Annotated in this window: 26 protein-coding genes; 12 read left to right on the top strand and 14 right to left on the bottom strand. The window is 43.0% G+C overall.

Annotated features, from left to right (window positions below):
- The first annotated feature begins 65 nt into the window (after positions 1–65).
- The 3 genes from DJ568_RS00645 to DJ568_RS00640 all read left to right on the top strand — a co-directional run bounded on the left by DJ568_RS00645 (position 66) and on the right by DJ568_RS00640 (position 2,149).
- Positions 66–782, top strand: a complete 717-nt coding sequence (locus tag DJ568_RS00645; protein WP_114003298.1) for an ABC transporter ATP-binding protein — start codon at positions 66–68, stop codon at positions 780–782.
- Between the two features lie 88 nt (positions 783–870).
- Positions 871–1,020, top strand: a complete 150-nt coding sequence (locus DJ568_RS17135) for a hypothetical protein (RefSeq protein ID WP_158534844.1) — start codon at positions 871–873, stop codon at positions 1,018–1,020.
- Positions 1,001–2,149: an NHL repeat-containing protein gene (locus DJ568_RS00640; RefSeq protein ID WP_114003297.1), complete on the top strand. Its 1,149-nt coding sequence runs from the start codon at positions 1,001–1,003 to the stop codon at positions 2,147–2,149. Before DJ568_RS17135 ends, DJ568_RS00640 begins: the two co-directional genes overlap by 20 nt.
- 63 nt (positions 2,150–2,212) lie before the next feature.
- Here DJ568_RS00640 and DJ568_RS00635 read toward each other — a convergent pair whose 3' ends face one another.
- From DJ568_RS00635 to DJ568_RS00615, 5 genes are all read right to left on the bottom strand, one after another.
- Complete coding sequence (locus tag DJ568_RS00635; protein WP_114003296.1) at positions 2,213–2,764, bottom strand: hypothetical protein; 552 nt, start codon at positions 2,762–2,764, stop codon at positions 2,213–2,215.
- A 24-nt stretch (positions 2,765–2,788) separates the two neighbouring features.
- On the bottom strand, positions 2,789–3,538 hold the full coding sequence (locus tag DJ568_RS00630; RefSeq protein ID WP_114003295.1) for a hypothetical protein: 750 nt from the start codon (positions 3,536–3,538) through the stop codon (positions 2,789–2,791).
- 88 nt (positions 3,539–3,626) lie between these two features.
- On the bottom strand, positions 3,627–4,544 hold the full coding sequence (locus DJ568_RS00625) for a hypothetical protein (RefSeq protein ID WP_114003294.1): 918 nt from the start codon (positions 4,542–4,544) through the stop codon (positions 3,627–3,629).
- 62 nt (positions 4,545–4,606) lie between these two features.
- Entirely contained in the window at positions 4,607–4,873 is a 267-nt protein-coding gene (locus tag DJ568_RS00620) for a hypothetical protein (RefSeq protein ID WP_114003293.1), read from the bottom strand.
- Between the two features lie 556 nt (positions 4,874–5,429).
- Positions 5,430–6,845 (bottom strand): phosphohexomutase domain-containing protein, encoded by a 1,416-nt coding sequence (locus tag DJ568_RS00615; RefSeq protein ID WP_114003292.1) that lies wholly within the window; start codon positions 6,843–6,845, stop codon positions 5,430–5,432.
- A 273-nt stretch (positions 6,846–7,118) separates the two neighbouring features.
- On the opposite strand from DJ568_RS00615, the gene DJ568_RS00610 reads away from it, so the two are divergent.
- From DJ568_RS00610 to DJ568_RS00595, 4 genes are all read left to right on the top strand, one after another.
- Positions 7,119–8,429, top strand: a complete 1,311-nt coding sequence (locus tag DJ568_RS00610) for an aspartate kinase (RefSeq protein ID WP_114003291.1) — start codon at positions 7,119–7,121, stop codon at positions 8,427–8,429.
- A gap of 123 nt (positions 8,430–8,552) precedes the next feature.
- Positions 8,553–9,716, top strand: coding sequence for a diaminopimelate decarboxylase (lysA, locus tag DJ568_RS00605; protein WP_114003786.1), 1,164 nt, complete (start codon positions 8,553–8,555; stop codon positions 9,714–9,716).
- A 224-nt stretch (positions 9,717–9,940) separates the two neighbouring features.
- Positions 9,941–11,089 (top strand): GAF domain-containing protein, encoded by a 1,149-nt coding sequence (locus tag DJ568_RS00600; RefSeq protein ID WP_114003290.1) that lies wholly within the window; start codon positions 9,941–9,943, stop codon positions 11,087–11,089.
- Between the two features lie 99 nt (positions 11,090–11,188).
- Positions 11,189–11,383 (top strand): cold-shock protein, encoded by a 195-nt coding sequence (locus tag DJ568_RS00595; RefSeq protein WP_114003785.1) that lies wholly within the window; start codon positions 11,189–11,191, stop codon positions 11,381–11,383.
- A gap of 65 nt (positions 11,384–11,448) precedes the next feature.
- Here the strand turns inward: DJ568_RS00595 and DJ568_RS00590 are convergent, their stop codons facing one another.
- From DJ568_RS00590 to DJ568_RS00580, 3 genes are all read right to left on the bottom strand, one after another.
- The gene (locus tag DJ568_RS00590; protein WP_114003289.1) at positions 11,449–12,258 is read right to left on the bottom strand and encodes a DUF4249 domain-containing protein; all 810 of its coding nucleotides are present in this window, start codon (positions 12,256–12,258) and stop codon (positions 11,449–11,451) included.
- A 3-nt stretch (positions 12,259–12,261) separates the two neighbouring features.
- Entirely contained in the window at positions 12,262–14,595 is a 2,334-nt protein-coding gene (locus DJ568_RS00585) for a TonB-dependent receptor (protein ID WP_114003288.1), read from the bottom strand.
- Positions 14,596–14,756: 161 nt separating this feature from the next.
- On the bottom strand, positions 14,757–15,125 hold the full coding sequence (locus DJ568_RS00580; RefSeq protein ID WP_114003287.1) for a VOC family protein: 369 nt from the start codon (positions 15,123–15,125) through the stop codon (positions 14,757–14,759).
- A gap of 119 nt (positions 15,126–15,244) precedes the next feature.
- On the opposite strand from DJ568_RS00580, the gene DJ568_RS00575 reads away from it, so the two are divergent.
- Positions 15,245–15,469, top strand: coding sequence for a hypothetical protein (locus DJ568_RS00575; RefSeq protein ID WP_114003286.1), 225 nt, complete (start codon positions 15,245–15,247; stop codon positions 15,467–15,469).
- Between the two features lie 81 nt (positions 15,470–15,550).
- Here the strand turns inward: DJ568_RS00575 and DJ568_RS00570 are convergent, their stop codons facing one another.
- Positions 15,551–16,516, bottom strand: a complete 966-nt coding sequence (locus DJ568_RS00570) for a hypothetical protein (RefSeq protein ID WP_114003285.1) — start codon at positions 16,514–16,516, stop codon at positions 15,551–15,553.
- A gap of 258 nt (positions 16,517–16,774) precedes the next feature.
- On the opposite strand from DJ568_RS00570, the gene DJ568_RS00565 reads away from it, so the two are divergent.
- A complete protein-coding gene (locus tag DJ568_RS00565) occupies positions 16,775–17,161 on the top strand; it encodes a YtxH domain-containing protein (RefSeq protein WP_114003284.1) in 387 nt (128 codons plus the stop codon).
- Between the two features lie 68 nt (positions 17,162–17,229).
- Here DJ568_RS00565 and DJ568_RS00560 read toward each other — a convergent pair whose 3' ends face one another.
- Positions 17,230–19,104 (bottom strand): M1 family metallopeptidase, encoded by a 1,875-nt coding sequence (locus DJ568_RS00560; protein WP_114003283.1) that lies wholly within the window; start codon positions 19,102–19,104, stop codon positions 17,230–17,232.
- Between the two features lie 74 nt (positions 19,105–19,178).
- Positions 19,179–19,679 carry a DUF892 family protein gene (locus DJ568_RS00555; RefSeq protein WP_114003282.1) on the bottom strand — a complete coding sequence of 167 codons (501 nt, stop codon included), beginning with the start codon at positions 19,677–19,679 and terminating at the stop codon, positions 19,179–19,181.
- Between the two features lie 245 nt (positions 19,680–19,924).
- On the opposite strand from DJ568_RS00555, the gene DJ568_RS00550 reads away from it, so the two are divergent.
- Together DJ568_RS00550 and DJ568_RS00545 are read left to right on the top strand one after the other, a co-directional pair.
- Positions 19,925–20,878 (top strand): Smr/MutS family protein, encoded by a 954-nt coding sequence (locus DJ568_RS00550; protein WP_114003281.1) that lies wholly within the window; start codon positions 19,925–19,927, stop codon positions 20,876–20,878.
- A gap of 5 nt (positions 20,879–20,883) precedes the next feature.
- Entirely contained in the window at positions 20,884–21,951 is a 1,068-nt protein-coding gene (locus tag DJ568_RS00545; protein ID WP_114003280.1) for a winged helix DNA-binding domain-containing protein, read from the top strand.
- Here DJ568_RS00545 and DJ568_RS00540 read toward each other — a convergent pair.
- Both DJ568_RS00540 and DJ568_RS00535 read right to left on the bottom strand, forming a co-directional pair.
- Complete coding sequence (locus DJ568_RS00540) at positions 21,948–23,282, bottom strand: sensor histidine kinase (protein WP_114003279.1); 1,335 nt, start codon at positions 23,280–23,282, stop codon at positions 21,948–21,950. The two genes, DJ568_RS00545 and DJ568_RS00540, sit on opposite strands and share 4 nt — an antisense overlap.
- A 190-nt stretch (positions 23,283–23,472) precedes the next feature.
- Positions 23,473–24,156 carry a class I SAM-dependent methyltransferase gene (locus DJ568_RS00535; protein ID WP_114003278.1) on the bottom strand — a complete coding sequence of 228 codons (684 nt, stop codon included), beginning with the start codon at positions 24,154–24,156 and terminating at the stop codon, positions 23,473–23,475.
- 61 nt (positions 24,157–24,217) lie between these two features.
- Here DJ568_RS00535 and DJ568_RS00530 point away from each other — a divergent pair, with 61 nt between their 5' ends.
- Positions 24,218–24,922, top strand: a complete 705-nt coding sequence (locus DJ568_RS00530) for a DUF92 domain-containing protein (RefSeq protein ID WP_114003277.1) — start codon at positions 24,218–24,220, stop codon at positions 24,920–24,922.
- Here DJ568_RS00530 and DJ568_RS00525 read toward each other — a convergent pair.
- Positions 24,919–25,860 carry a chitinase gene (locus DJ568_RS00525; RefSeq protein ID WP_158534843.1) on the bottom strand — a complete coding sequence of 314 codons (942 nt, stop codon included), beginning with the start codon at positions 25,858–25,860 and terminating at the stop codon, positions 24,919–24,921. The genes DJ568_RS00530 and DJ568_RS00525 overlap by 4 nt on opposite strands.
- Positions 25,861–25,958 lie beyond the last annotated feature (98 nt).

Below are 25,958 nucleotides of genomic sequence, written 5' to 3'. Positions count from 1 at the left end.
CTTTTGAATTTCGGGACTAAGCATGTAACATTCTGTACCATACATTAGTCTAACCACAAAAAATAATGCAGCCACTTATTTCCATTAAAGATGTTGGGCGTAAATATGTAATTGGTACAGAGGTTATACACGCGCTAAAATCTGTATCGCTTACTATTAACAAAGGCGAATTTGTCGCACTGATGGGTCCATCAGGTTCAGGCAAATCTACGCTAATGAATATATTGGGCTGTTTGGATACCCCAACCAAAGGCGAGTATATACTTAATGGCATTAACGTGAGCAAAATGAGCGACAACGAACTGGCCGAAGTACGCAACGCCGAAATAGGGTTCGTTTTTCAAACGTTTAACTTACTGCCACGCAATACATCGCTGGATAATGTGGCTTTACCGCTGGTGTACGCCGGGATAGGCAAGCAGGAGCGCTCCGCCCGTGCGCAAAAAGCGTTGGAGAATGTAGGGCTGGGCAACCGTGTTAGCCACAAACCTAACGAACTTTCGGGCGGTCAGCGGCAACGTGTAGCCGTAGCACGCGCCCTGATAAATAATCCGTCAATCATACTAGCGGACGAGCCTACCGGTAACCTTGATACCAAAACCTCCATTGAAATAATGGGCCTTATTGAAGATATCCATGCCAAAGGCAACACCATCATACTTGTTACCCACGAGGAAGATATAGCCCAGCATGCCCACCGTATTGTACGTATGCGCGACGGGCTTATAGAGAAAGACTACCTGAATAGCGATATACATACCGTTGCCAAAGAGCCACGTTAAACTCCAAATATATTTACTGAAAAGGTAAGATAAGTTTTTGTACATTGTAATTATTACTGTGTTACTAATCCTAATATCTTTATTATATATGTTTAAGAAATTTTCACCAGCCATTATAGCTATTTGCGTAGCGTCAGTTCTATCATGCAAAAAAGAAGAATCTTTAATAAAGCCCGAACCTATTGCGCTTGAAACCACAGCTGCTTCATGTAACATGTTTGATTGGGCAAAAGATTAAAAGCACAGGCCGGCAGGAGGGTTACGGCGCTCATGTAGATAATGCAGGGAATATTTACGTAAAGGGTGCCCTTACAGAACAGGGTGCCGTTACGGATGTTGACCCCGGCCCGGGTGTAGTAAATATAACAGGCCGTTTTTATTATATTGTAAAGCTGGATGCTTCGGGTGCATTTAAATGGGTTAGAAGAATGCCGCTGCCTAATTGCCCAACCGTGCTGGGGAGCGACAATAGTCTTTATTACATTTTGAGAGACGGTAATTATACCCTGCAAATCACTAAAGTCAACCTCTCTAACGGAGCAGATTCGTGGACAAAGAGCCTGAATATTCCGACAGGGTTGAACGAACCTCTGCTGGCAACTGACGGAAACAATAACGTGTATGTTTCGGGCCAGTTTTCAGCTCCCGGTGCTGATCTTGATCCGGGTCCGGGCGTATTCAACATGACCACTACATTTAAAAATCGGTTTATTGTTAAACTTAGCACTGACGGTAATTTCAGAGGCGCAGTAGCGTCGCCGGTTATTTATAGGGCATACCAGCTATTGGTTGATAAAGCAGGCAACTTTATTGTACCTTACACAAAAACCGGCGCATCAAGCGTTGGTTACGTTGCCAAATACACATCTACAGCCTCACCTGTGTATAATGTAGCCCAGGGCGGTGCCCCCGGTACCTTGTATGTTGACGGTAGCTCAAACGTTTATCGCCATTATAAAAAAGAACTGAGCAAATTTGCAGCTAACGGTTCGCTGGTATGGAAAAGAGATATCCTGTACAGCAAATTTTCAGCAGTAACGGTAGATGACGCCGGAAATACATATTTATCTAACCGTGAAGACTATGACCTTGGAAACTCCACACGATTAGTAAAAGTAACCCCCGGCGGTACTTTGGGTTTCAATAAGCCATTATTTGACTACACTACTTACGCTACTAAATTTGTAATTCAATATGTAATACCAATGAGTTTACATGTAACCAGCAACGGAAAGCTATATGCTTCGGGCGTGTTTAACGGCACCATTAATTTTGATCCCACAGGCACCAATGGCATAGTGAATGGGCCGCAAAGCTCCAAACCTTTGGGTTCTGTTTTTTCGGTTAAACTTAACCTTTGTAACTAAAAAACGTTTACAATAAAGCCGCGGCATTATGATAGTGCCGCGGCTTTTTGTAGCTTACTTATCTTAATGCAGTAACGCCGCTGCAACAATAAACTTGTACAGTTTTTTGGCAACCTCCGGCGATGGCTCTCTTTTAATATTGATGATCAGCTGGTCATTGATAATTTCTATCACAAACTCATCTTCCTGCAATTCGGCAACAATATTCCTGAAACCGCTGGTTACGGCTGCAACTGCTTTTTGCCTGTCATTAGCCACTACATAATTCATTTGGCTGAATAGTTTATCGTCCGGGAAGTCTATCTCTACCGGTTTTATCAATTCTTGCAATTTGTCAGCAAATTTCTCGGGCCGTATCAACACGTGCCCAAAGTCTTTATTAATTTTCACTGACCCCCATAGCTGTAAAAGCGTGGTAGGTGTTTTAATAAACGAAAGGTATCCTGTACCCGCCCTTTTTATGGCAATTTTTTTCACTACCCCAACTTTGTTATATTGGTTAAAGGATGAAAACTGAGTAGGTTCAAAGTCCTGTAGTTCGGTGTATTCCACGTCGAACTTTTGCTTCAAAGCGTCAAATATCTCTGCAATTAAATCGTTGTCTTGCTGGCTCATATATTTTTATATTAACGGTTTGGTTTATTTCCACCATTCCCTGATTTCTTCTTTTTTTGCCTGGTCGCCCTTAAGCCCTTCCTGTGCGGCCTCTACAAAATTTTGCCAGCCTTTATCAGCATATCTGGCGTAAGGGAAAAAGTTAGCGGTGCCTGAATCAAGTTCGCCGGCTCCGGCTATACGGTAGTCGCCCCAGTTGCAGCGTTGCACCTGTATATTGTCGTAATTAAGCCAGTCTCCCGAGAACTGGTTATTAGCATAGTCAGAATGGGCCTTTTCCAGATCGTCATAATGCGCTTTCCCCGCCGCATCTACATAGATTTTGGTTACAAAAAAGCCCCTAAAAATGCCCGCGTGCGGTAAGTTTTTATCTTCGGCAAATTCATAATCCCCTGTAAGTACATAACGTGCCAACCCGCGTGGTGAGTTAGCTTTTTTAAATATCTGCGTTACGGTAAGCTTACCCCTAAATTCGGCCACGTTATTTTTTACCATTGATTTTCCGTAAACCTGATAAATATCGTGTGCAGTTTGGCTTTTTTTAACCTCAATAAATTTTATGTGTATGCGTTGGTAATCCGCACCAATAAAGCCCAATACATCTGCATTTTTTGTTTGCAGCCATATTTGCGATAGATTATGCCGGGTAAGTAAAGTGTCGTTTGATAAGCTTTCAAGCTGTGATGGAATTGGCTTTAGGAGTGTATCTTTTACCTGGGCGCTTAATTGCAGGCAAAGTATATTCATTAACAAAAACGGTAGCAAGCGTTTCATGCCGCAAATTAATAAAAAATAATGCACACGCACACGCACAAAAAAGCCGGCTGAATGTTCAGCCGGCTAATCATATATATTAAATTAATTACCAGGTTTGTGCTACGCTTGCCAGGCTTGCATCAATATCTTTTATGTCGGTTCTGATAAATTTAGGCCTGTAACCATCGGCAGGTACCTGGAGCGTCCATGGGTTGCAGGTGCCGGTACAGTCGCCGTTCACATTGTATGATATCAGCAGTAAACCTAATCCCGCGTGTTCGGGATGGGCTTGCGCATCATACGTAAGCATAGTATTTGATCCGGCTGGCGCGCCTGGCAATTTATCAGTAATAGTGTAAAGCACCTTTTGCGTATTAAAAGGGCCTGTAGGTGTACTGGCTAAACCGTATGAATATATTTTAGTGCCTGCATTACAAGTTCCAAAATTAACTTCCTGGTTTATAATAGCATACCTGGCCTGGCCCGAAGTGTTAAGGAATTTTACTACACTAAGGTGGTTAGATAAGCCGGTTCTGATTGGCGCTGCGGCAGTAGGCGAGTTGCTCCACGACGTGCCGGTCCAAAACTTCCAGTCGCCGGCGGTTGATGATTTTAGCTTGGTTTTTAATACCCTTGCTACATACGCCGCGCTTGTATTGTAGGTGGTTTCATATAGCTTGGTACCATACACAAATACCGAATCGCCTTGCGAAATGGTCCACTGTCCCCAGGCAATTCCCGAAGTATTAAGGTAATTTAATTTAGTCATTGTGATGCCCGATGACGATGTAATGTTATAATTAAACTCAGCAAGGTAGTTGCCCTGAAACTGCATTGAACCGTTATAAGCGCCAAAAAATGCACTAACAGTGTTTCCGCTTTCAAAGCCGTGGTGCGGCCACAGGCGGTTATTGTTGTAGATATTGGAGTTGTTTTCGGGGAATTTGAAGGTAGTGCGCGCGCCACCAGTGCCCGAACTTATAACAGTTGTAAAGTTATCCGCATAACCGGACTGCCGCATCATGCAGTTGTTGATATCAAACATGCAGTTGCGTGTATCAGGCTCGTTGGCGGTGTTTATGCCATCTAAATGACTATCGCCGAACAGCCAAATGTTGTGGGTGAAATTAGTGGTACTATTTGGGTTACTGGTATTGATAAGGTAGCATCGCCTGCTGTCCAGCCGCTGGTACGACGGAAATAGCCGGTAAAAGCGGCGTCAACAATGGTACCGTTAGCAACTTTAGCCCTGTCTGTCGACGCGGGATTTTTGGATAGTTGTTCGGATTTTTGGCATGACGAGAAGCCGAGGGCAGCAAACGATAACCCTAAAATCAAATGTTTCTTTTTCATAGTTCATTGGTAATTTGTGGTTTATAGATGTGGTTATTTTACATGGTTGATTGTTTATGCATATACAAATGAAAAGCTAAAGCAGCATCTTCAGTCGCTTATACAAATTCAATTTTTGTAAGTTTTAATTAACCGGCGGGTTATAAACGGTGTATCAAATATATGCATGTTATTATGTATATACATGATGAGTTTAGAAATGTTTTTTTTAATTAACTGTTTATCAACAGAATAATTTATAATGTTAAAAAGCCTGCCCTTCGGCAAGCTCATAATCATTTCCTGCTTTTAATTAAATTGTTTGCAGGCAACTTGATTGAAGTGGTTTTGGCTTTTTTTCCGCGAAAGATGGACAACTGCGTATTACGCTGCAGGGCATGCTATTCAACATCCGAATATTGCCGTCGTAAAGTTTATCTTATATCAGTTTATCCTGAGAATCATTTTTCGATCAACTTTTTCGCGCTCAATGACGATTATAAAAATGGACAAAAGTTCCAAAAGAAAAGGAACCCGCTATGCAAGTTCCTTTTCTTTTGCTTTAAACACTAAAATATTACGATGCCAGCAAATCTGCTTTCACCATATCCAATATCCTGAATGAATCTGCGCTGGTTGGCGCTTCGGCGTACACACGCAATACAGGCTCTGTGCCTGACGGGCGTATCATAACCCAGGTGTCATCCTCAAAGAAGAATTTAAAACCGTCCATGTCTTCGGTGCGTACCACCTTTAGGCTGCCGAAGCCACCGTAAACGCCGCCTTTGCTATTGCTTATTATCTTTTGTTTAAGCTCTTCGGTAACGTGCAAATCGTAACGCTCAACTGCAAATTTGCCTACCACGTCATAAATCTCATTTACAATATCAGTAAGGCTGCGGCCGGTTTTTGCCATAAACTCCCAAATAATAAGGCCTATCCATATACCGTCGCGCTCGGGGATATGGCCTGCTGCGGCAATACCGCCCGACTCTTCGCCACCAACCAAAAACGGACGGCCCGAGTTAACGATAAGGTCGCAAATGTATTTGAAGCCGATTTTAGTTACGGTGTTATTTAAACCGTAGGCATCACAAAGTTTCTGTATCTTACTGGTGCACGAAAATGTTGAATATACATCCCCGTTCTGACCTTTAACTTTGTACATATAGTGTATCAGCATCAGCAGTATATGGTGCGAATCCACAAAGTTGCCCTGGCTGTCATACAGGCCAATACGGTCCGCGTCGCCGTCGGTAACCAGGCCCGAGGCTATTTCGCCCTCCGATAATTTAATCAGTTCTTCAAACTCTTTTAAATTACGCTGAATAGGTTCAGGTGCCTGCCCGTCAAAACCGGGATTGTGTTCACTGTGCAGAAAGGTGATATCCGGTAATATGCGGCGCATTACATTCTGGCCGGCACCGTACATGCCATCATAAGCCCAATTAAGCCCACTGTTACGTATAGCATCCATGTCAAAGCTGGCTTCAACATGTTTTACGTACATATCTTCAAGGTCTATAAATTCCACCAGGCCATCGGCTTCATATTCCTTTACGGTTTTTAATTTTAGGTCTATGGTATCCGGTATCTGCGATTCTACTTTCTCAATATCGTCCGGTGTGGCCGGGCCGCCGTATGAAGCTTTTATTTTGTAGCCATTATAAGCGGGCGGATTATGACTTGCTGTGATGATAATACCCGCAGATGCTTCTTTACGTACCGTGCCCAATGATATCATAGGTGTAGATACAAATACGTTTGAGGCCCGGAAAACTTTAACCCCCTGCGAGGCAAGTACCTGTGTTGTAACATCGGCAAATAAGGGCCCCGCAAAACGCGGGTCGCTGCCTACCACAGCGGTTGGGTTTTCAAACTCCTGTTTAAGCCATAATGCGGTAGCATAGGCAACGCGTTTAACATTTTCAACGGTGAAATCGTCGGCGATTATCGCACGCCAGCCATCGGTACCAAATTTTATTTTTATCATAGTTCAGAGATGAATATTTAAAGCCTTGTTTCAGTGTATCGTAATTGATACAAGAATATTAATATTTATCACTAAACGGAAACTATTTCTTAAAGTTTTAAAATATGTATAACCCTTTGTTGTGGTATAGCAACAACACCATATAGCCGCAAATAAGCTGCAAATTTAATTTGGTTTTGCATTAGCTATAACCCGCTAAAAATCCTATTTTTAGCGCCGCTAAAAAAGGTGCAGCAACACCTCGGTTTTTTGGCTAAAATGAACGTATAAATAATGAAAGTTTTAAAATTTGGCGGTACATCAGTAGGCAGTCCTGAGAGGATGAAAAAACTGCTGGACATAGTTAATGCATCGCAAAGGCAAATTGTAGTACTGTCTGCAGTATCGGGCACTACCAATAGTTTGGTTGAAATAGGGCAGGCATACCTTGCCGGGGATAAACCTAAGGCGGCCGGATTAATTGCTGCCCTGAAAGATAAATACGAAATTTTTATAAAGGAACTTTTAGCAAAACCCGAGTTTTTGGCACAGGGTAAAGAAGTGATAGACTACCACTTTGGCCTGCTTAGCGGCTTTGCCAACGACTTGTTTACACCGATAGAGGATAAAGTAATATTGGCCCAGGGTGAGTTATTATCTACCACTCTGTATCATGTATACCTGAAAGAGATAGGCGTGCCATCAGTATTGTTGCCTGCACTTGACTTTATGAAAACTGACGAGGATAATGAGCCCGTTGTAGAACACATTACTTCGCATTTAACACCGTTGCTTGAGGCGCACCCTGATAACAACCTGTTTATTACCCAGGGATATATTTGCCGCAACAGTTTTGGCGAAATTGACAACCTGCGCCGCGGCGGCAGCGATTACACAGCTTCACTTATAGGAGCCGGTATACGCAGTGAGGAAGTACAGATATGGACCGATATTGACGGTATGCACAATAATGATCCGCGTGTAGTGCAAGGGACAAAGCCTATTGCGCAGCTATCATTTGACGAGGCGGCCGAGCTGGCGTACTTTGGTGCAAAAATATTGCACCCGCAAAGTGTGTTCCCGGCCCAAAAATATAAAATACCTGTACGCCTGCTCAACACCATGGACCCCCAGGCAAAAGGTACACTGATTACTAACGACAGCGAAAAAAACAAAATAAAATCTATTGCCGCAAAAGATGGTATAACAGCTATAAAAATACAATCAAGCCGCATGCTGCTGGCGTATGGTTTCCTTCGCCGGGTTTTTGAGGTGTTTGAGCGTTACAAAACATCAATTGATATGATCACCACATCAGAGGTGGCCGTATCATTAACCATTGATGATACAACCTACATAAAAGATATCATTGACGAACTAAATACCTTTGGTTCGGTAGAAATAGACAGCGACCAGACCATTATATGCGTGGTTGGTGATTTCGGGGCTGATCAGTTAGGCTACGGCGCCCGTGTATTGGAATCGGTTAAACATATTCCTATCCGCATGATATCTTACGGTGGTAGCAGTAACAACCTGTCAGTACTTGTAAAAACCGAATATAAGAACGAGGCTTTACAAAGTTTGCATAAGGGGCTTTTTTAGATAGAGCACCTCATTTTCTCATTACGTTATCGCAAAGGCACGAAGCAATCTTTTTAGGCTACTTCAGGCATTATACTTTAAGAGATTGCTTCGTGCCTCGCAATGACGCTTTATTACAGTAAAATGTTCAACACCGATACCATAACCCGTTTCTCGCAATCAGAAACCCCTTTTTATTACTACGATCTTAATGTGCTGCGCCAAACACTATCGGCTTGCCGTGAGGCATCATCAAAGTATGGTTTCCATGTGCACTATGCCATGAAGGCTAACTTTAACCCCAGGGTGCTTGATACCATCCAATCATTTGGTTTTGGCGCCGATTGTGTAAGTGGGAACGAGGTTAAGGCAGCTATTGAACATGGCTTTGATAATAACAAAGTTGTTTTTGCCGGGGTAGGAAAATCTGATAAAGAGATAAATGCCGCGTTGGATGCCGATATTTTTTGCTTCAACGTTGAATCGGTTCAAGAACTGGAGGTGATTGACGATTTGGCTGCAGCAAAGGGTAAAGTAGCTAACGTAGCCATCCGGATTAATCCTAATGTTGACGCGCACACGCATCATTATATCACTACCGGGCTCGATGAAAACAAATTCGGCATAAATACATGGCAGCTGAATGATGTGGCTACCGCCTTGCGTACACTTAAAAATATTCAGTTTGTAGGCATACACTTCCACGTAGGCTCACAAATAACAGACCTGGAAGTGTATAAAAGCCTTTGCTTGCGTATTAACGAAATGCAGGATTGGTTTGAAGAACATGGCTTTAAAGTGAAGGTGCTTAACACCGGCGGTGGTTTAGGTGTAGACTATTATAACCCCGATACCAACACCATTGGCGACTTTGAAAGTTATTTTAAAGTGTTTAAAGACTTTTTAAATGTAAAGCCGGGCCAAGAGGTACATTTTGAATTGGGGCGGGTGCTTGTGGCCCAAAGCGCGGCGTTAATATCAAGCGTTTTATACGTAAAAAACGGGCAGAAGAAAAACTTTTTAGTACTAGACGCAGGCATGACTGAGCTGATGCGCCCTATGCTATACCAAGCCTACCACGCCATCGAAAATTTGAGCCGGCGGGATAACGCACAAGCACCGGGCACAAAATATGATGTTGTAGGGCCGATATGTGAGAGCACAGATTGTTTCCGTAAAGATGTTGAGTTGCCGGTGTCGCAACGGGGCGACCTGATAGCCATACGCACTGCTGGTGCCTATGGTGAAGTAATGGCATCTGGCTATAATTTAAGAGACAGGATACTTAGCGTTTACTCAGAACACTAACAGTATCGCCGCTTATTACAAGCGTCAGCCAAACATTTAAACTAAATTAGTGTTAGGGGTTTACAAGCTGGAGTTCTTTGTGATAAAAAGGAAATTATTAATTTATCCTTAAAGGAATCGGGCAAATTTTATATGATATCGGTGATATAACATCTGATTACATATATTTAACGTATAGTTGTATATACAAGACTGTCAATAATCTTAACCGACACAAATATTAAATGAACAACGAGTATAGCCGCCTTAGAGCCGTAGACAGGTTTACACAACTGGACGCGTCCATCACCCAGGACTTAAAAGACATTGTGGACCTGGCAGCCCAGGTGTGCGGAACTCCGGTAGCCCTGGTTACTTTATTAGGGGCAGAAATGCAATGGTTTAAGGCCAGTACCGGTGTGGATATGACAGACACCCCGCGTGAGATAGCATTATGTAACCATACCATTGAGCAAGAGGAATTGACAATTGTGCCTGACACGTCAATTGATGACAGGTTTTCAGCCAATCCGCTTGTAGCGTCAGCGCCCTTTGTGAGGTTTTACGCTGGTTCGCCATTGATAACTGATGACGGATACGCAGTAGGCAGTTTGTGTGTTGTTGATTTTGAACCTAAAACGCTTAATGATCTTCAGCTGAAAACTTTAAAGGTACTGTCAAAACAAGTTATGAACCTTATGCAGCTGAATGTGAGCTTGCAAAGTCTTGAAATACATCATAAGCAATCTATACAGCAGGCTATGCAGATAGCCGATTCGGAGTTAAAGCTTAAAGCTGTGTTTGATAGCAGCAACGATTTGCACATGCTGATAGGCAAACACTTTGAAATATTGGCATTTAATAAATCAGCGGCCGGGTATTTTTATAACATTTATAAAAAGGCGCCAACACTGGGCGACAATATTTTAGATTTTATTGATGAGGACGTATCATGGCAGGTAACACGCTGCCTGCTTTCGGCTATGGCCGGTCGGTCATTAAAAAAGGAGCTGATGATAAGGCCCGGTACTGAATATGCAGGCTGGCGCGAAATAAAATTTGTTCCTATACGTAATGGCGCGGGCGAGATCATCGGCGCAGCAATTACATCTGTAGACATTACTGAACGTAAGATGCACCAGGAACAAATAAAAGCCCAGAACGAAGCTCTTACCCGCATTGCCATTATTCAATCGCATGAGTTACGAAGACCGGTAGCCTCCTTACTGGGTATTATGGAGCTGATAAAGCTTGACCAGGCTGAAAATATAAAAAACGAGCAGGAGTACCTGGGCATTATGCAAACTACCATCAATGAGCTTGATGAAAAGATACGCATGATAGTAAAAGACTCCGAAGAAACCATCCAGAGCCATTTGTCAATTGTGGCGTAACACTCCCGGCGAGTTAGGCAGTAAAGCAAGTATAATTTAATATTTGCTTTTATACGGATTATTATACCTACCTTGCACGCTTTAATAAATAATAATATAATGCAAAAACAAGGAACAGTTAAATTTTTTAATGAAACAAAAGGTTTTGGTTTTATTACACCGGATGCTGGTGGCCAGGACGTATTTGTTCATTCAACAGGTCTTATTGACGAGATCCGTGAAAACGACAAAGTAGAATTTGAAGTTGAGAACGGCAGAAAAGGCCTTAATGCGGTAAATGTAAAAGTATTATAATCATAATATACCATTAAAATCGTACAAAGCACCCCGTTATTAGCAGGGTGCTTTTTTTATGGCATTTAATCTACTGTAATGCTCTCTATTTGAGTTGTGTGGGCGCTAAAATAACCCAGCACACCACCGCTTATATTTGATGGCGGGTTGCCCGGGGTTACACCGCCACCCGGACCACGCTGAGTTTGCTGGCTTAGTGTAAACCAGTACTTAAACACCGGCATATCAATTCCCTGCATTTCTACCTCAACTACATCGCCCGATTCAAGCTCCTTATTGTCATCATCCCTTCCGTAAAATAGCTGTTCTTTTATAGGTTTGCCATCCTGCAGCCGGTCATTACTCGCATATATGCGTTTGGTTAAAACACCATTAATACGCATTACATACCTGTATTGATTGGCTATGCCCGCGGGGTCGGTGTAATGTACAGCTACCGTTTTTATTTCAGTGCTGCCAAAGCTAATTTTCGTAATGCTCAATGAGTCAACAGGCACAGCCTGGGGCATGATTGATGTAGCTGTATAGGTTTTGTTGTCTAACGTTACAGTCATAGTGTATTTACGGCCTGCTACGCCCTGCAGCGGGCCAAAAGTATATTGGCCAGGTTCAGTTTCCGTAAACGTCCAGGTGTTGCCGGTATCATCACTAACGGTTACAACGGCACCGCTTACCGGCGGGTAAATGTTGGTGTCGGTATACGGCACAGACTGGCTGAGTTTTATGGTTTGTGTGCCGGATACATCGGTAATATTTCCCTCAATTACAAGCTGATTAGGCGGCTCTTTTATATCTACGTCTATCACCTTCTCACATGAGGTAAAGAGTAAGCCGCTGCCGGCCATAAAAAGCGTATATATTATTTTCTTTAGCATCTGTTAAAACTTAAAGTTCCAGGTTACTGATGGAATTATACCGAACAAGGCAATCTGCACCGCTTCTGTACGGCTGGGGTCGTCCTTTTTATCCCGGAATTGTATGGCGTAAGGATTATGCCTGTTTAAAGCGTTGTATAAGCTGAAAGACCAGCTTGATTTAAATTTCTTCGTTTCTTTTCCCTTAAGCGTTGCACTTATATCTAAACGGGTGGTATGCGGCATGCGGTTGGCGTTACGCTCGGTGTAATAATAGGTTGTTAGCCCGCCCAAATTATATTTACCGGCCGGGTAAGTAACCGCGTTACCCGTATTATATATGTAATTTGCTGAAAAAGACCAACGCTTGTTAAGGTTAAATATGCCTACCAGCGCAACATCGTGCGTGCGATCCTGCCGGGCTGCAAAATAGTTTCCCCCGTTCAGCTCATCAAACTTACGCTCTGTACGCGACAGCGTATAGCTTATCCAGCCGGTAAGCCGGCCTTTTGTTTTCTTGGCATATAACTCCAATCCGTAAGCCCTGCCTGTACCATATAACAGTTCAGACTCAACATTGGCATTGGCAATCAGCTCTGCGCCATTTTTATACTCAATCTGGTTTTGCAGCCATTTATAATACACCTCGGCAGAAAATTCAAACGTGTTATCTTTTGCATTTTTAAAGTAACCCATAGCTACCTGGTCGCCAATTTCAGGTTTGATATTGTTGCTGCTCATCACGTACTGGTCGGTAGGTGAGCTGGTGTTAGCGTTACTAAGTATGTGTATATTTTGCGTGTTCCGATTGTACGATGCCTTTATGGAATTTTCATCATTAAGACTGTAGCTGGCCGAAAAGCGCGGTTCGAGGTAAAAATAGCTTTTAACAAATTGCCCGCTGTTATATGTTTTTGACGAAGTTACTTCGCCCTCTGCATTGTAAGTGTCAAACGTACCCGGCCCTAACAATGAAAAACCGCTGAGACGTGCACCGTATAAAAAATGCAGCTGATCGCTAACTTTCCATTCATCCGAAAGATATAGCGCTGTCTCGATACCGTAACGGTTTTCAATGGTTAGCGGGTTAAAGCTGGATTTACCTGATGTAGTAATATCTGACGGGGCAATGCGATGATGCGTGCCCTGGAAGCCGAAGCGGAGTATGTGCTTATCGCTAAAATACTGGAAATCCTGTTTTAGGTTAAAGTCACGAATGAGCGAGGTGACGTTGATATTGTTATCCTCATCAAGCAGGCTTACAGCGTAGTTGTATTTGTTATAAATGAATGAGGTGTTGGAGAACAGGCGGCTGTTAAACACATGGTTAAGGCGTATGGTAGCAGTAGTATTACCCCAGTTGTTTTCAAAAAGGTTTTTTATACCAATATTATCCCGTCCAAAATATCCTGATAAATAAATGGTGTTTTTGTCGTCAAACTTATAATTCAATTTAGCATTGATGTCGTAAAAATTCAACTTGTTACCCTTAACTGCCGAGTCTGGCGAGGCCTGCAGCAAAAGGTCGATATAAGTGCGCCGGGCGCTAAACATAAACGATCCGCGGTTTTTAACCAGCGGACCCTCGGCTTTTATGCGCGACGCGATGAGGCCTATTCCACCTTCAAAGCCAAACTCCTTATTGTTACCGTCCTGCATTTTTACATCGAGTACTGACGAAAGGCGACCGCCGTATTGCGATGGCATGCCGCCTTTATACAGGCTTACATCCTTGATAGCGTCGGCATTAAAGGTGCTGAAAAAACCCAGCAGGTGCGATGAATTGTATACCGTTGCTTCATCAAGCAATATAAGGTTTTGGTCGGCCGCGCCACCACGTACAAAAAAACCGGTTGTACCTTCACCGCCTGATTTTACGCCCGGCAGCAGCTGTATGGTCTTCAATACGTCCTTTTCACCAAATATCACAGGCACGTTATCAAGATCTTTCATATTCAGCTTGTCGAGGCCCATTTGCGGGCTGCGTACATTTTCGTTTTTCCGGTCGCTGGCTGAAATTACCACCTCCTGCAATTCTGAGCCGGCCGTAAGCTCAATGTTAATGGTTGAACTTGCCGCCAGGCTAACTTTTTTGGTATAGGTTTGATAGCCTGTATAAGTTACCACCAAATCATATTCGCCATCCGGCTGGGTAAGGGAATAAAAGCCATAACTGTTGGTAATAGTAACAGACTGGCCTGCATTACCCTGGATACGAACGCTGGCGCCTATCAGTGTTTCGCCTGTTGCCCCATCACGTACCGTACCACTTATGGTATGACGTTTTTGAGCCTGGGCAGGCAGGGTAAGTAAAATGCCGATAAGGAAAAATAGATTGAAAATATATTTGTTTTGCATGCGCGGCAAAAGTAAAAAAAATAAAAGTATACGCCTATAACGCTGATAATGCGGTTATAATGTCAGGATAAATATCTTTTTGATAAGCCCTTAATTGATTGCCTATAACCGGTAAGTCAGCAGAGGCTTATAGGTTAGCCAGGTTATCAGGAAGGAGTGGTTTAACGGTATTTTTCGCCAGGCTCCCAAAGCTCAATTTTATTGCCTTCAGGATCATATACCCAAGCAAATTTACCTATCTCGTCCTGGTGTGTCTTTTCATCAATACGCACGTCGGCGGCCCTAAGCTGTTGCAACAGGACGTCCAGATCACTAACACGCAGGTTAAGCATAAATTGCTGCTGCATATTACCAAAATAATCAGTATCCTTTTTAAAAGGTGCGAATACAGTTGGGCCCTCAGCCTGCCGCCATACATCGGTGCTTTGCATACTGTTTATGCCAAAATGTTCTTCGTACCATTTTCCTAGTGTCGCCGCATCATTAGCCCTGAAGAAAAAACCACCAAACCCCGTAACAAGCTTTGCCATATTGAAATCTTTTTTTCAAAGCTAATAAACCTTTAGCAGTATATATTTTGGATTATACAATTAGAAGCCTGAAAATTAATCAATTGAAATGTTGGTACGTTGTTTGAATGCTGAAGAGTATGAGTTCAGCATTTGTAAAAGAAGGAGAGTACCGTAGGCTTGAAGATGTGGCGCCAACGCTAAACGCGCTTATGGTACATCTTACCGCCGAAAATAATGGTATACGTGTTTATGAGAAGCGGAATTATTACGATGCCGTGCAGGCGCGTGATGTTTATGAAATGACCGACGGGTTAAACTACGCCAAAACCGACGACGGCAAATGGTATATTGTGTGGGATTAAATCCCGTCGTTCTGGTATAACACCAAGCGCAAAGCAGAAAGCTTTGCGCTTGGTGTGTTTAGCTTTGCAGCTATAAAAAAGTTAGTCTGCAACTACATTTCCTATTTCATCACCGGTAAATTTCCAGATGGTTGCTTTACCTGTAGAAGCGTCAATTAGTTCACACTGGGTGTAATCGTCCGGAGAACCTGTGGGAATTGTGAACTTGCCCCAGTAAACCATAACGTTTTTGTTACCGTTAACCCACAAAATATTAACTGAACGGGAAGCGGCCGCCGGTAAATTAAGTGTATACAGCGTACTGAATGACGACGTTGCGGATAAATCCTTAATCCGTATTTCGTATTTAGTATCAGTTATTTTATATAGAAAAGCCCCTTTGCTGGCATCGGCAGAAATTGCTATATCATACATGTCGGTTTTGTCGGCTGCTTTAAAGGCGTAAAAACTTTCTGCTTCCTTAAATACGCCATTGTCAAGTTTCATAAAATAACCATCGTCGCTTAAAATGCCTTTGCCCTCGCTGCTTATTTGCGTTTCAGTAATCGACCCGCCATTAGGTATGCCAGTCAGTTCTTTATCATTACTGCCGTCGGCATCCATAGCATATGTTTTGGTGGTAACTGATGTGCCGTTATATACACCCGTGCGGTAAAAAATCTGGTTGCCAACACCTTTAATAAAAAGAATAGTGGTGCCTGCAGGTATCGTTTTAAGTATTTTTTTCTCACTGCCATCGGCATTTACAATGCGGATGCTTGTGCCATCCTGGTATCCGGTGGTATATGTATAAACCACTTTACCTTTACCCGGAATAGTGGTTAAGTAACCAATATAATTATTGCCTGATTTGATGTCCTCATCAACAACAAGTTTGCGATCGCCGCCTGCCATATCAGTTTTATAAACCCTGAAGGTGTCGGCGTAAAAAACAGTCGAGTTGGCGCCGGTTGGGTTTTCTTCCTCGGGCCCGGGGTTGTTGTTGTTTTTTGAACAGCCAAATAAAATTAGAGCCAGTAATGCGGCTAAGGTAAATTTTTTCGTCATAACGATAATTGTTGTTTGATTTATAGTTGCAAAGGAATCTGAATAACACGGGTTGGTCAATAACGCATATGGGCTATTTACAGCGTTTTTAAACTTAGTTGCGATATTGTCCGTGACGCTCCATGATGGGTTATGTATGGCTTTTAAAATGATAAGCGCCCCCGATCTCACAACCGCGTTCTGTTTTTGTAAAATAATCTAAACCAACACTATATTATCTTGTTACACATAGGAACATCTACATAAAAGGAAGAAGACATGAAAGATCAGACAAAATTAATTGCGGCACTTTTAATAGGTGCAGCAGCGGGCGCCACAGCGGCTTTATTATTAGCCCCCGATAGTGGTAAAGCAACACGCGACGAAATAGCAGATTATTTAAGCGACCTGGTAGACGGTGCCAAGGAAAAAGCCCGGACTGTTGCCCACGATGCAAAAGAGTACGGTAGCGGTATTGTGGATAAGGCTAAATCAAAGTTTAACGGCGCGGTAGACAATGCATCCGACTATACTGATACGCTGGTTGATACTGTGCGGTCTGAAGCCGGTGATACCATTGCCAGGGCCAAAAACAAATATGAGGACGCCAAAGATGCTGTAAGAAGCGGCGCTAACCACGTAAATGACAGAGTGCAGGGCGCTTAAGGCAAACTATATACTAACAAAAAAACCGGCTGCAATAGCCGGTTTTTTTATTTGAAAATACTACAGTTTTACATGGTAAAGCTGTTATTGCTTGTGTCTGCATCTAAAAATATGCCGCCGTCAATAATCACGGTTTTGATATTTTTTGCAGTGGGTACAGTTACCGATACCTTTTTTTGATTAGCCTGCCATACTGCAGGTGTCTGGTGCAAGGTTTGCGTGGTGCCGTCAGTAAACGTTACTTTAACGTCAAAAGGTATAGCAAACCCGCCTAAATTTTGTACATTGATAGTGTATCCGTTATTAGTTTTAGTGCCGTTTTCCACGCTAAGGTCAATGTAATGGTTGCTAAAAAACCAATTGTTAAAAAACCAGGTGAGGTCGCGTCCCGAAACATCACTCATGGAATTAAAAAAGTCCCACGGGATAGGGTGCTTACCATTCCAGCGATCCATAAATCCATGCAATGATTTTTTAAACAGATCGTCGCCAAGCATATCCTTAAGGGCCAGGTAACTTAATGACGGTTTTACGTAAGCATTGTTACCGTAACCCCTGGTTAGCTCGTTACTTGGTGTTATAACAGGTAAATCCTGGTGCGTAGCCGTACTGTGAATCCAACGTTCCACCCTGAATTTTTTATAAAGGGAGTCGGCCTTAGGTTTGCCTGATATAAGCTGCCCTATAAGATATTCAAACGTAGTAGCCCAGCCCTCGTCCATAAACGCGTAGCGTGTTTCATTTATACCCATGTAAAACGGCATATAGGTATGCGCAATTTCATGGTCCTGTATAAAACGCGTAAAATCAGGGTCGTCGTTATGGCTGTCATTACACATCATGGGGTACTCCATATCAGCAAGCCCCATCACAGTTGTCATTTTAGGGAAAGGGTAGGGTATACCCGGCCATGTGTTTGACAGCAGCCTTAAACTCTGGCGGCCAAATTGCACTGCCTGATGAAAATCGGCGGCACTATCTGCATACACCGCCTGCATGCTGGCACGACGCCTGGTTTTTGGATCAACAACCACGCTTGCGCCGTCCCAGTTATAATGATCGCTAAGGGCAAACGTAACATCGCTGATGTTATCAGCTGTCCAGGTCCAGGTGTTTAGCTCATTTTGCGCGGTGATGTTTTTCTTTTCGTAGTCTTTTGGGGTTGCAATGCGTATGGTAGCGTCGCTGGTGTACGATTTTTCGAGCCTTTTGGCATATTCGGGTTGCAGTACTTCGCGGGTATTTTGCAGCGTTCCAGTTGCCCATACAACAAAGTTTTTAGGCACTTTTACATTTAATACATAATCATTAAAGTCATTGTAAAACTCCTGCCGGTCAATAAACTCAATATTGTCCCAGCCTGCGTAATCATCATAAACAGATACCCGCGGATAAAAGTACGCCAGGAAATAAGTGGTAGGATCCAGCATACCTTCGCGTCCGCTTTCAACAGATAGCTGAAAGTGCCAGTCGATGTCCAGTACTACGGAATCTTTGGGTAATAGCGCAGAGGGAAGCTTTATAATTTTATTAGTGCTGGGCGAGGTATTAGTATATGAAACGCTTTGGCCACCGGCCAAAAACCTGTCAATTTTAATACCGGTTGCCAGGTATTCTTCACTTGCAGGCAATGATCGGGTTGCGCCGGGCTTATGAATATTCATTATCATTTTTATATTCAACGCCTTTAGCGTATCAGGGCTGTTATTGTAGTAAACTATTTTTTCAGTGCCCTTTATATTTCTGTCCGGCGGGATAGCGGTAATAGTGATATTATATTTGGCGCGGTTTTGCCAGTAATTTTTACCGGGTTTACCGTTGGGCGAGCGGGTTTCTTTTTTATATGCAGCTTTAATATCACGTGGCATATATAAGCCTTGAGCTTCTGTTTCTGCAAAAGCGGTGGCTAAAAAAGCCACGAGGATAACTTTTTTAAAATTCATGAGGGTCAGTTATATTAACTACCAAGGTAGTTATAAAAAAGCAAAAGTTTATGATAGCGCAGTCAAGTATTAACTTAGGATTTGTAGTATTCTTTATTGATCAGCATAAAAAGGTTATCGTTATCAACTGATTCATCAAAGCATTCGGTAAGTAGCTGGTCGGCTTCTTTAAAGTTAAGCGAAACCGCAATAGTTTTTAAGTGCCGGCATGCCGTAATGCTCAAATGTTCCAGTATTTGTATATACAGGATAATGTCGGTATCGGTTAATATATCAAGCGACTTAGGTTCGTCCAGGCAAAAATTATCGCGCACAATTGCTTTTATCGGATTGCAATTTGCATCGGATGGCGACACGTTCAATAAACGGTATATTTCGTCCATACGTTTTATTTGCAACTTTATATCGTCTGCAAATTCATCTAATGCGAGTTTAAGCGACCTGAACGAAGCCCTGCGTACAAGATCGTCAATATGTGTAACAAGGTAATGTTTGCCAAAGTATAGCCTGTCAAGGTTGTGTATAAACACTTGCCTTAGTAACTCATCGTTTAAAACTTTGTTGGTAGCAGTCATCTGTTTTACAATAGAGTAGTTGCAGTAAGTTTAACAAGAGGATAATTACGGAAATAAAAATAATTTAAATAAACCACGGAGTGTTATTTACAATGCATTTGCAGTGATTTTTGATTTGTTAATTAATATAGTTTTGTGTGAAGTAAATTATTTTATCAAGTAAATCATCCACCTGTAGAGACGGCCTTTTGTATACAGCGATCACAATTAAACTTTTTCTTTTTTAAAACGGTTACCTTAGTACCATGAAATATAAATTAGGCGATTTTGTAAGGTTTGTAGATGAAAAGATGGAGGGCTTTGTTACCCGGATTATTGACGAGCAAATGATAGGAGTAACCGGCGATGACGACTTTGAGATACCGGTGTTGGCCAGCAAAGTAACTACCGTACATGGCTACAACGGCGGACAGCCCGAGGGAAACACGCAAAAGTCAACCGAAACTACTATACCCGACGCGGAGTTTGTTTTAAAAGGGGTTTATTTAGGCGCTATGCCTGATGCCAAAGCTCCATCAGTAGTGCATTTTAATATACTTAATCAAACGTCTTTTCAGTTATTAGTCTCGCTTACTACGGTTGCCGGCGAAAAGTTTAAAGGTGAATTTTCAGGTATTATAGCGCCGAAATCGGCTACGCAGGTATATTCAGCCCAATTAGCCGACCTGCAGCTTTGGCCAAAAATAACGCTGCACATAATTTACCATACGCCCCAAAACATACAGCCCCCGGAGCCGCTGCTGTACAGCGAAAAGTTTAAGGCAAAAGATTTCGCCGGAGCGAAAACAAAACTGCCGGTACTGGGGCAGCAGGGTTGGTTGTTTCGGTTAGATGAGCCAGAACTGGTATTAGATGCCGGTAAGTTAAAAGAAAGCTTTTATACCGCTGCCAATGAAAAGGTAACCACTATTGAGAAGCCATTGAGCGAGGTAGATTTACATATAGAGAAACTGCGCGATGACTACCAGTTTTTAAGCAGCGCGGATATTATGAATATACAACTTAACCATTTTAATAAAACGCTTGATGCGGCCGTTGTTCAACAGCTGCCCGAGATTGTTTTTATACACGGGGCAGGTAATGGTATTTTACGGCATGAACTACATAAGCTTTTGAGCAAACACAGCAAAGTGCAAACTTTTATGGACGCCCGAAAAGAAAAATTTGGCTACGGTGCTACTAAGGCTATACTGAAGTAAATGGCATGACAGAGAAGGACATCATCCGTTTACGGCTGTTTAACCAGCATTTATCACGCCGGCAATACAAAAATCCGCGGGATATAGTAAGCTATATGGGTGCAGTGCAGGCGCAGGATTATGCTGGTGCCAAATGGGCTTTAGGTATGCGGCTGAACAAATCAAATGACGATGTTGTTGAGAAAGCCCTGGCCGATGGTGATATACTGCGAACACATGTATTACGCCCCACCTGGCATTTTGTTGTGCCCGATGATATACGCTGGATGACAGAACTTACTGCACCGCGTATACACCAGATAAGTGCCGGCCGCAATCGTGAGCTTAAGCTGGACCCTGCCACCTACAAAAAAAGTAATGACATACTTGCTGCAGCATTGGCCGGCCGGCAGCTTACCCGCAACCAACTGTCTGAAATACTTGAACAGAACGGTGTGTCAACGGGTACCGAACGTATGATGCACCTGATGGCATATGCCGAGCTGAAATGCGTAATAACCAGTGGAGCCCGTGAGGATAAGCAATTTACTTACGCGCTGTTTGACGATCGTGTGCCTGCTGCGAAGGCATTAAGCAAAGAAGAGGCGGTAATTAAATTAGCCGGCAGATATTTTACTAGCCGGGGGCCGGCTACGGTGCATGATTTTGCATGGTGGAGCGGCCTTACTATAACTGATGCGAGAATAGGTATTGAAGGTATTAAGCAGGACATGATAGCTGTAGATATTAAAGGTGTTGAGTATTTTATGGCGGCTCACTTACCAGATACCAAGTTGCCGGCCGCAGGCACTTACCTGTTGCCGGCCTATGATGAGTTAACAGTTGCCTATAAAGACCGAAGCGCATATATAAACACGAACCAAAATGGGCGGGCAAAATACCTGATATTTGATCCTGCTGTAGTAATTAATGGCAAAATTGCCGGCAACTGGAAACGTACAGTAACTAAAAATAAAATGAGTATAAACCTGCACACGTTTAAGCCCCTTAATCCTGCCGGCTTATCAGAGGTTGAAAGGGCGGCGAGGCGGTTCGGAAGTTTTTGGAACGTAGCAATAAACGTTGCCCCCTAGTTGTTATTGGCTATCTGCAATTCGGTTTTAAAAGTTGTATTATCCCTGAATGTTTTTAGGCTAAGGTAAAACGTGGTACCCCAGCCCGGGGCGCTCTCAAACCATATTTTACCGTTTTGCATTTCGGTAAACTCTTTGCACAAAATAAGGCCAAGGCCTACGCCCTTTTCATTATGGGTGCCAAAGGTTGAACCTACTTTTAATGAAAATATTTCCTGCTGAATAGCGTAGGGGATGCCAATGCCGGTGTCTTTTATTATAATGCGGCATTCTCCCTCACTTGACGTGTTCGATGATATTTCGATCTCGCCTCCCGGGTGCGTGAATTTAATTGAATTGTTGATGAGGTTGCGTACAGTAAGTTGCAGCATATCCGGATCGGCAATCACCAGTGCATTATTTTTTAAATTATTGGTAAGTTGTATTCCTTTTTCGTCAGCTGATGATTTTTTTACCTGCAGGGTGGTATTTAAAACATCCCTGAGGTTTACAACCGCCAGGTTGGCGTTTACGCCTTCCATTTGCGATTTTGTCCACATAAGTAGGTTTGACAGCATTTGTTGGGTGTTATGCGTGGCTTTAAGTAAATCATTGTTAAGTGTTTTTCGCTCCGCTTCGTCCAGCCTGTATTCGGCAAGTATCTCCAGGTAATTCTGGATGGAACTTAGCGGCGAGCGCAGATCATGTGCCAGTATAGAAAATAGCTTGTTTTTAGTGATATTGGCATGTTTAAGTTCGCGTGCTTTTTGTTCAACCTGCGATTTGCCATCATGGTAGCTGTTGCGTATATAGGTAGTAATAACAGCCAGGATAACCGCCGCTGCTACGTATGAGTAGCCATGATTCACATACCGGCTTAGATTGTCACGATAGGAATAGACAATATTTGCGGCATCGTTATACTGATAGGCCAATAATGATACCACGATAAGCAGGTTAAGTGCTATCCAGTAAATATATTGCTTTTTTGGTGCTACAGATATGTTAATAAAACTTGATAATAAAAAAATAAGCAGCGTGGGCCCGTTAATACCGGAGTGATAACAGAAGTTGCCGACTAGCAGTACATTACTGAGTAGGTTGAAAATTACGATACTTATATTAAGCTGACCTTTAAACCGCGAAATGTAGTAGCATACTGATATCATTAAAAAGCCGGCTAGCATCAATCGCGAAAGAAGCGGGTTGTTAAGGAGATAGTTAACAAAGACGTTAAAAAACAGACCTGTTAAAGTGATGACGGATATAGCATGAAACACCCTTGCTTCCATGCCGAAAGCAGCGGGTTTACCTATAAGCTTATCAATCAGAGGCTGTATTTTAGTCGACATATGTTAAGGAACAGGAAATTATTAATTGCAGATTAAACCGCTGGTTTGGTGATAAAATGTTTACGTAAACTTATATAAAAAGTTAATATTTGACTCACCAACACATCGAAATATTTTAGATAAAAGGCGGATTCTGCCAACGGTTTGATGGGTTTTTAAAGATGCTTTATGTCGATGCGGTTTAACAATGTTAATAGTTAAGCCTAACTAAATACTGGCCAAACTCATCTTCAATCAATACTTCAGCCTGCCAGCCTTCTCCCGCGGCTATCTTTAACAGGGTGGCTTCATCGATATACAGCCATTTAAACCACTCGGTTTTTTGCCCGTCGTATTCGTATTGATACCATATTTCGCCGTAGTACTCTTCATCCGGCATGTCGCCTTCATACAAATACGCCACATCTGATGAGTCGAACAGCAGCTGCCCCCCGGGCTTAAGTAATATTTTGGCATGGCGGAGTAAAGTGCGCAGGTTCTCAATAGTTCCGGCCAGCCCAATGCCATTCATTAACAGCAGCAATGTATCGTACTGCCCGGCGCGGTAGTTAAATATGTCTGTTACCACTACTTTTTGTACGCCTCTTTGCAGCATCACCTTAGCTGCCAGCGGCGATATCTCAAGGGCGGTCACGTCAATACCGCGCTCCTGCAATACCAACGCGTGGCTGCCTGCGCCTGCGCCTATATCCAGCACTTTGCCATGGCACCGTTCAAGCGCAGCCCACTCAAGATCGGGCATATCATCTTCATCCCTGAAATACGTTGCTACAGGCATTTCTTCCTTAGGGCCGTAACGATTATGTATCCACAATTTTTTACGCCTGTTGCGCCTGTAATAGTTATCAACAGCCTGTCCTAAAATATCAACCATTGCTTGCAAAGGTATGCCATTTATATATATTTGATGTACAAACCAATACGCTTCCGGTTAAATGCCTTTCAAGTATGTAGTACTATGCCTTATAGTGTTATCGGGGATGGTTTTTGCGATACGTACGCATAAACTTACACCTTGGGCCGCTTTCGTTGGCGGGATCGTCGGCCTTGCCGTATTCATCGGTGCCGGGTTTACAGGCGTGAGTATGCTTACGGCCTTTTTTATGATGGGAAGTGCCGCCACCATGTGGCAAAAGTCATTAAAAGAGGATATGAAGCTGGTTGAACGCGCCGACGCTACGCGGCGTACATCACAGGTGCTGGCTAACGCAGGTGTAGCGGCGCTGATGGGAGTACTTGCATACGCCCTTCCTGCACATGCGTCAGTATTTCAGTTGATGATGGCGGGTGCGCTGGCCTCGGCTACCTCTGATACCTTATCATCAGAACTGGGCATGGTTTACGGCAGCGGCGCTTATAATATACTCACCTTTAAGCGCGATAAGAAAGGAATGGATGGCGTAGTAAGTGTAGAGGGAACATTGATAGGGGCGTGGGGCGGTGCCATAATTGCTACCATATACGTTATAGGCTTCGGAAACAATTATGCCCTTGTTACCATTATAGTTGCTGCCACCGTAGGAAACCTTGCCGATTCGGTACTGGGGGCCACGCTGGAGCGCAAGGGCATTATAGGGAATAATATAGTTAACTTTTTAAGCACCGGCGCTGCATCATTAATTGTGTTGCTTTTAAATTAATAAGCGTAAGCTACCATCTTACCGCATGAGCAGCCACAGTTATCATCTTTAGTGCCCAGTTGCGTTAAAAAATGCTTGTAAAACCCTATGCGGTCAAGCATGTTGGCATTATCATCGCCTTTGCCGCACTCAAGCGCGCCGTTAATTATGTTGGTAGTGCTGGCAAAGCCCGGCACGCGTCCCTTTGCTATCTCGGCTGCATTGGGCTTCCAGTTGCCAGTTATAGCATCATGTGCCGATGGTTTGGGCGACTGTGGGGTCATCCAAAAATAAATAGCGGTTTTAAAGGCGGTAACAGCATCCTGTTCAATAAGTTCGGGATTATTAAGCAGCTTTTCTTTATTGCCAAAAATACAGTGCGATGCATAACCGTAGTTGCCATTATAGCTTAATTGCATGGGTCCCCTGCCATAGTACTTTTTGCCGGGTACAGGCGGATACTCGTCGTTGGGTACAATATACTGCAAATTCGTGTCGGCCTCATGCCTTATCATCAGGCCATCGTTAAACTTGCCATTTTCACCGAAACGGGTTTCATGAGCAATATGAGCAAAAAAGGCTGCTAATTCCTTTTTATTGGTTTGTACATCTTTTTCGGTGCAAAACAGCGCAAAGTCTATGTAATAAACACTGTCGGGTTTTGAGCGGGCCCAATCTTCATTAAAGCCTTCGTCCTGTCGTACTATGCTGGCCTTACCTGTTTTTTTATCAATGCGCTGTATTTGCAACGCCTCGTAGGCCCTTTTAGTGATCTTTATTTTGATATCACTTAACTCGCTAACGGCCTGCATTAAGGCGCTGTAACTATAAAATTTATCACGTAACGGGAACAGCTCATTATAGTGCGTTTCAGTTAAGATGTCCCTTACGGTTTTTTGCGGCAAGTCTTGTTGCTGATGCACGGGTTTGCCATTACCGCACTTAAAGGCAAAAAGCATAAATGCAATTGTAAACAGTATTAACACCCGGCAGTATTTTTTAAATAGTATCATAGCCAAAACCTAATTGTTTAAATGTAAACATTTGGTAATTTACT

The sequence above is a fragment of the Mucilaginibacter hurinus genome, from assembly GCF_003324525.1.
Taxonomy (GTDB): Bacteria; Bacteroidota; Bacteroidia; order Sphingobacteriales; family Sphingobacteriaceae; genus Mucilaginibacter; species Mucilaginibacter hurinus.
The sequence above is the reverse complement of the archived record's forward strand: the minus strand, read 5'-3'. Positions and strand labels throughout refer to the sequence as shown.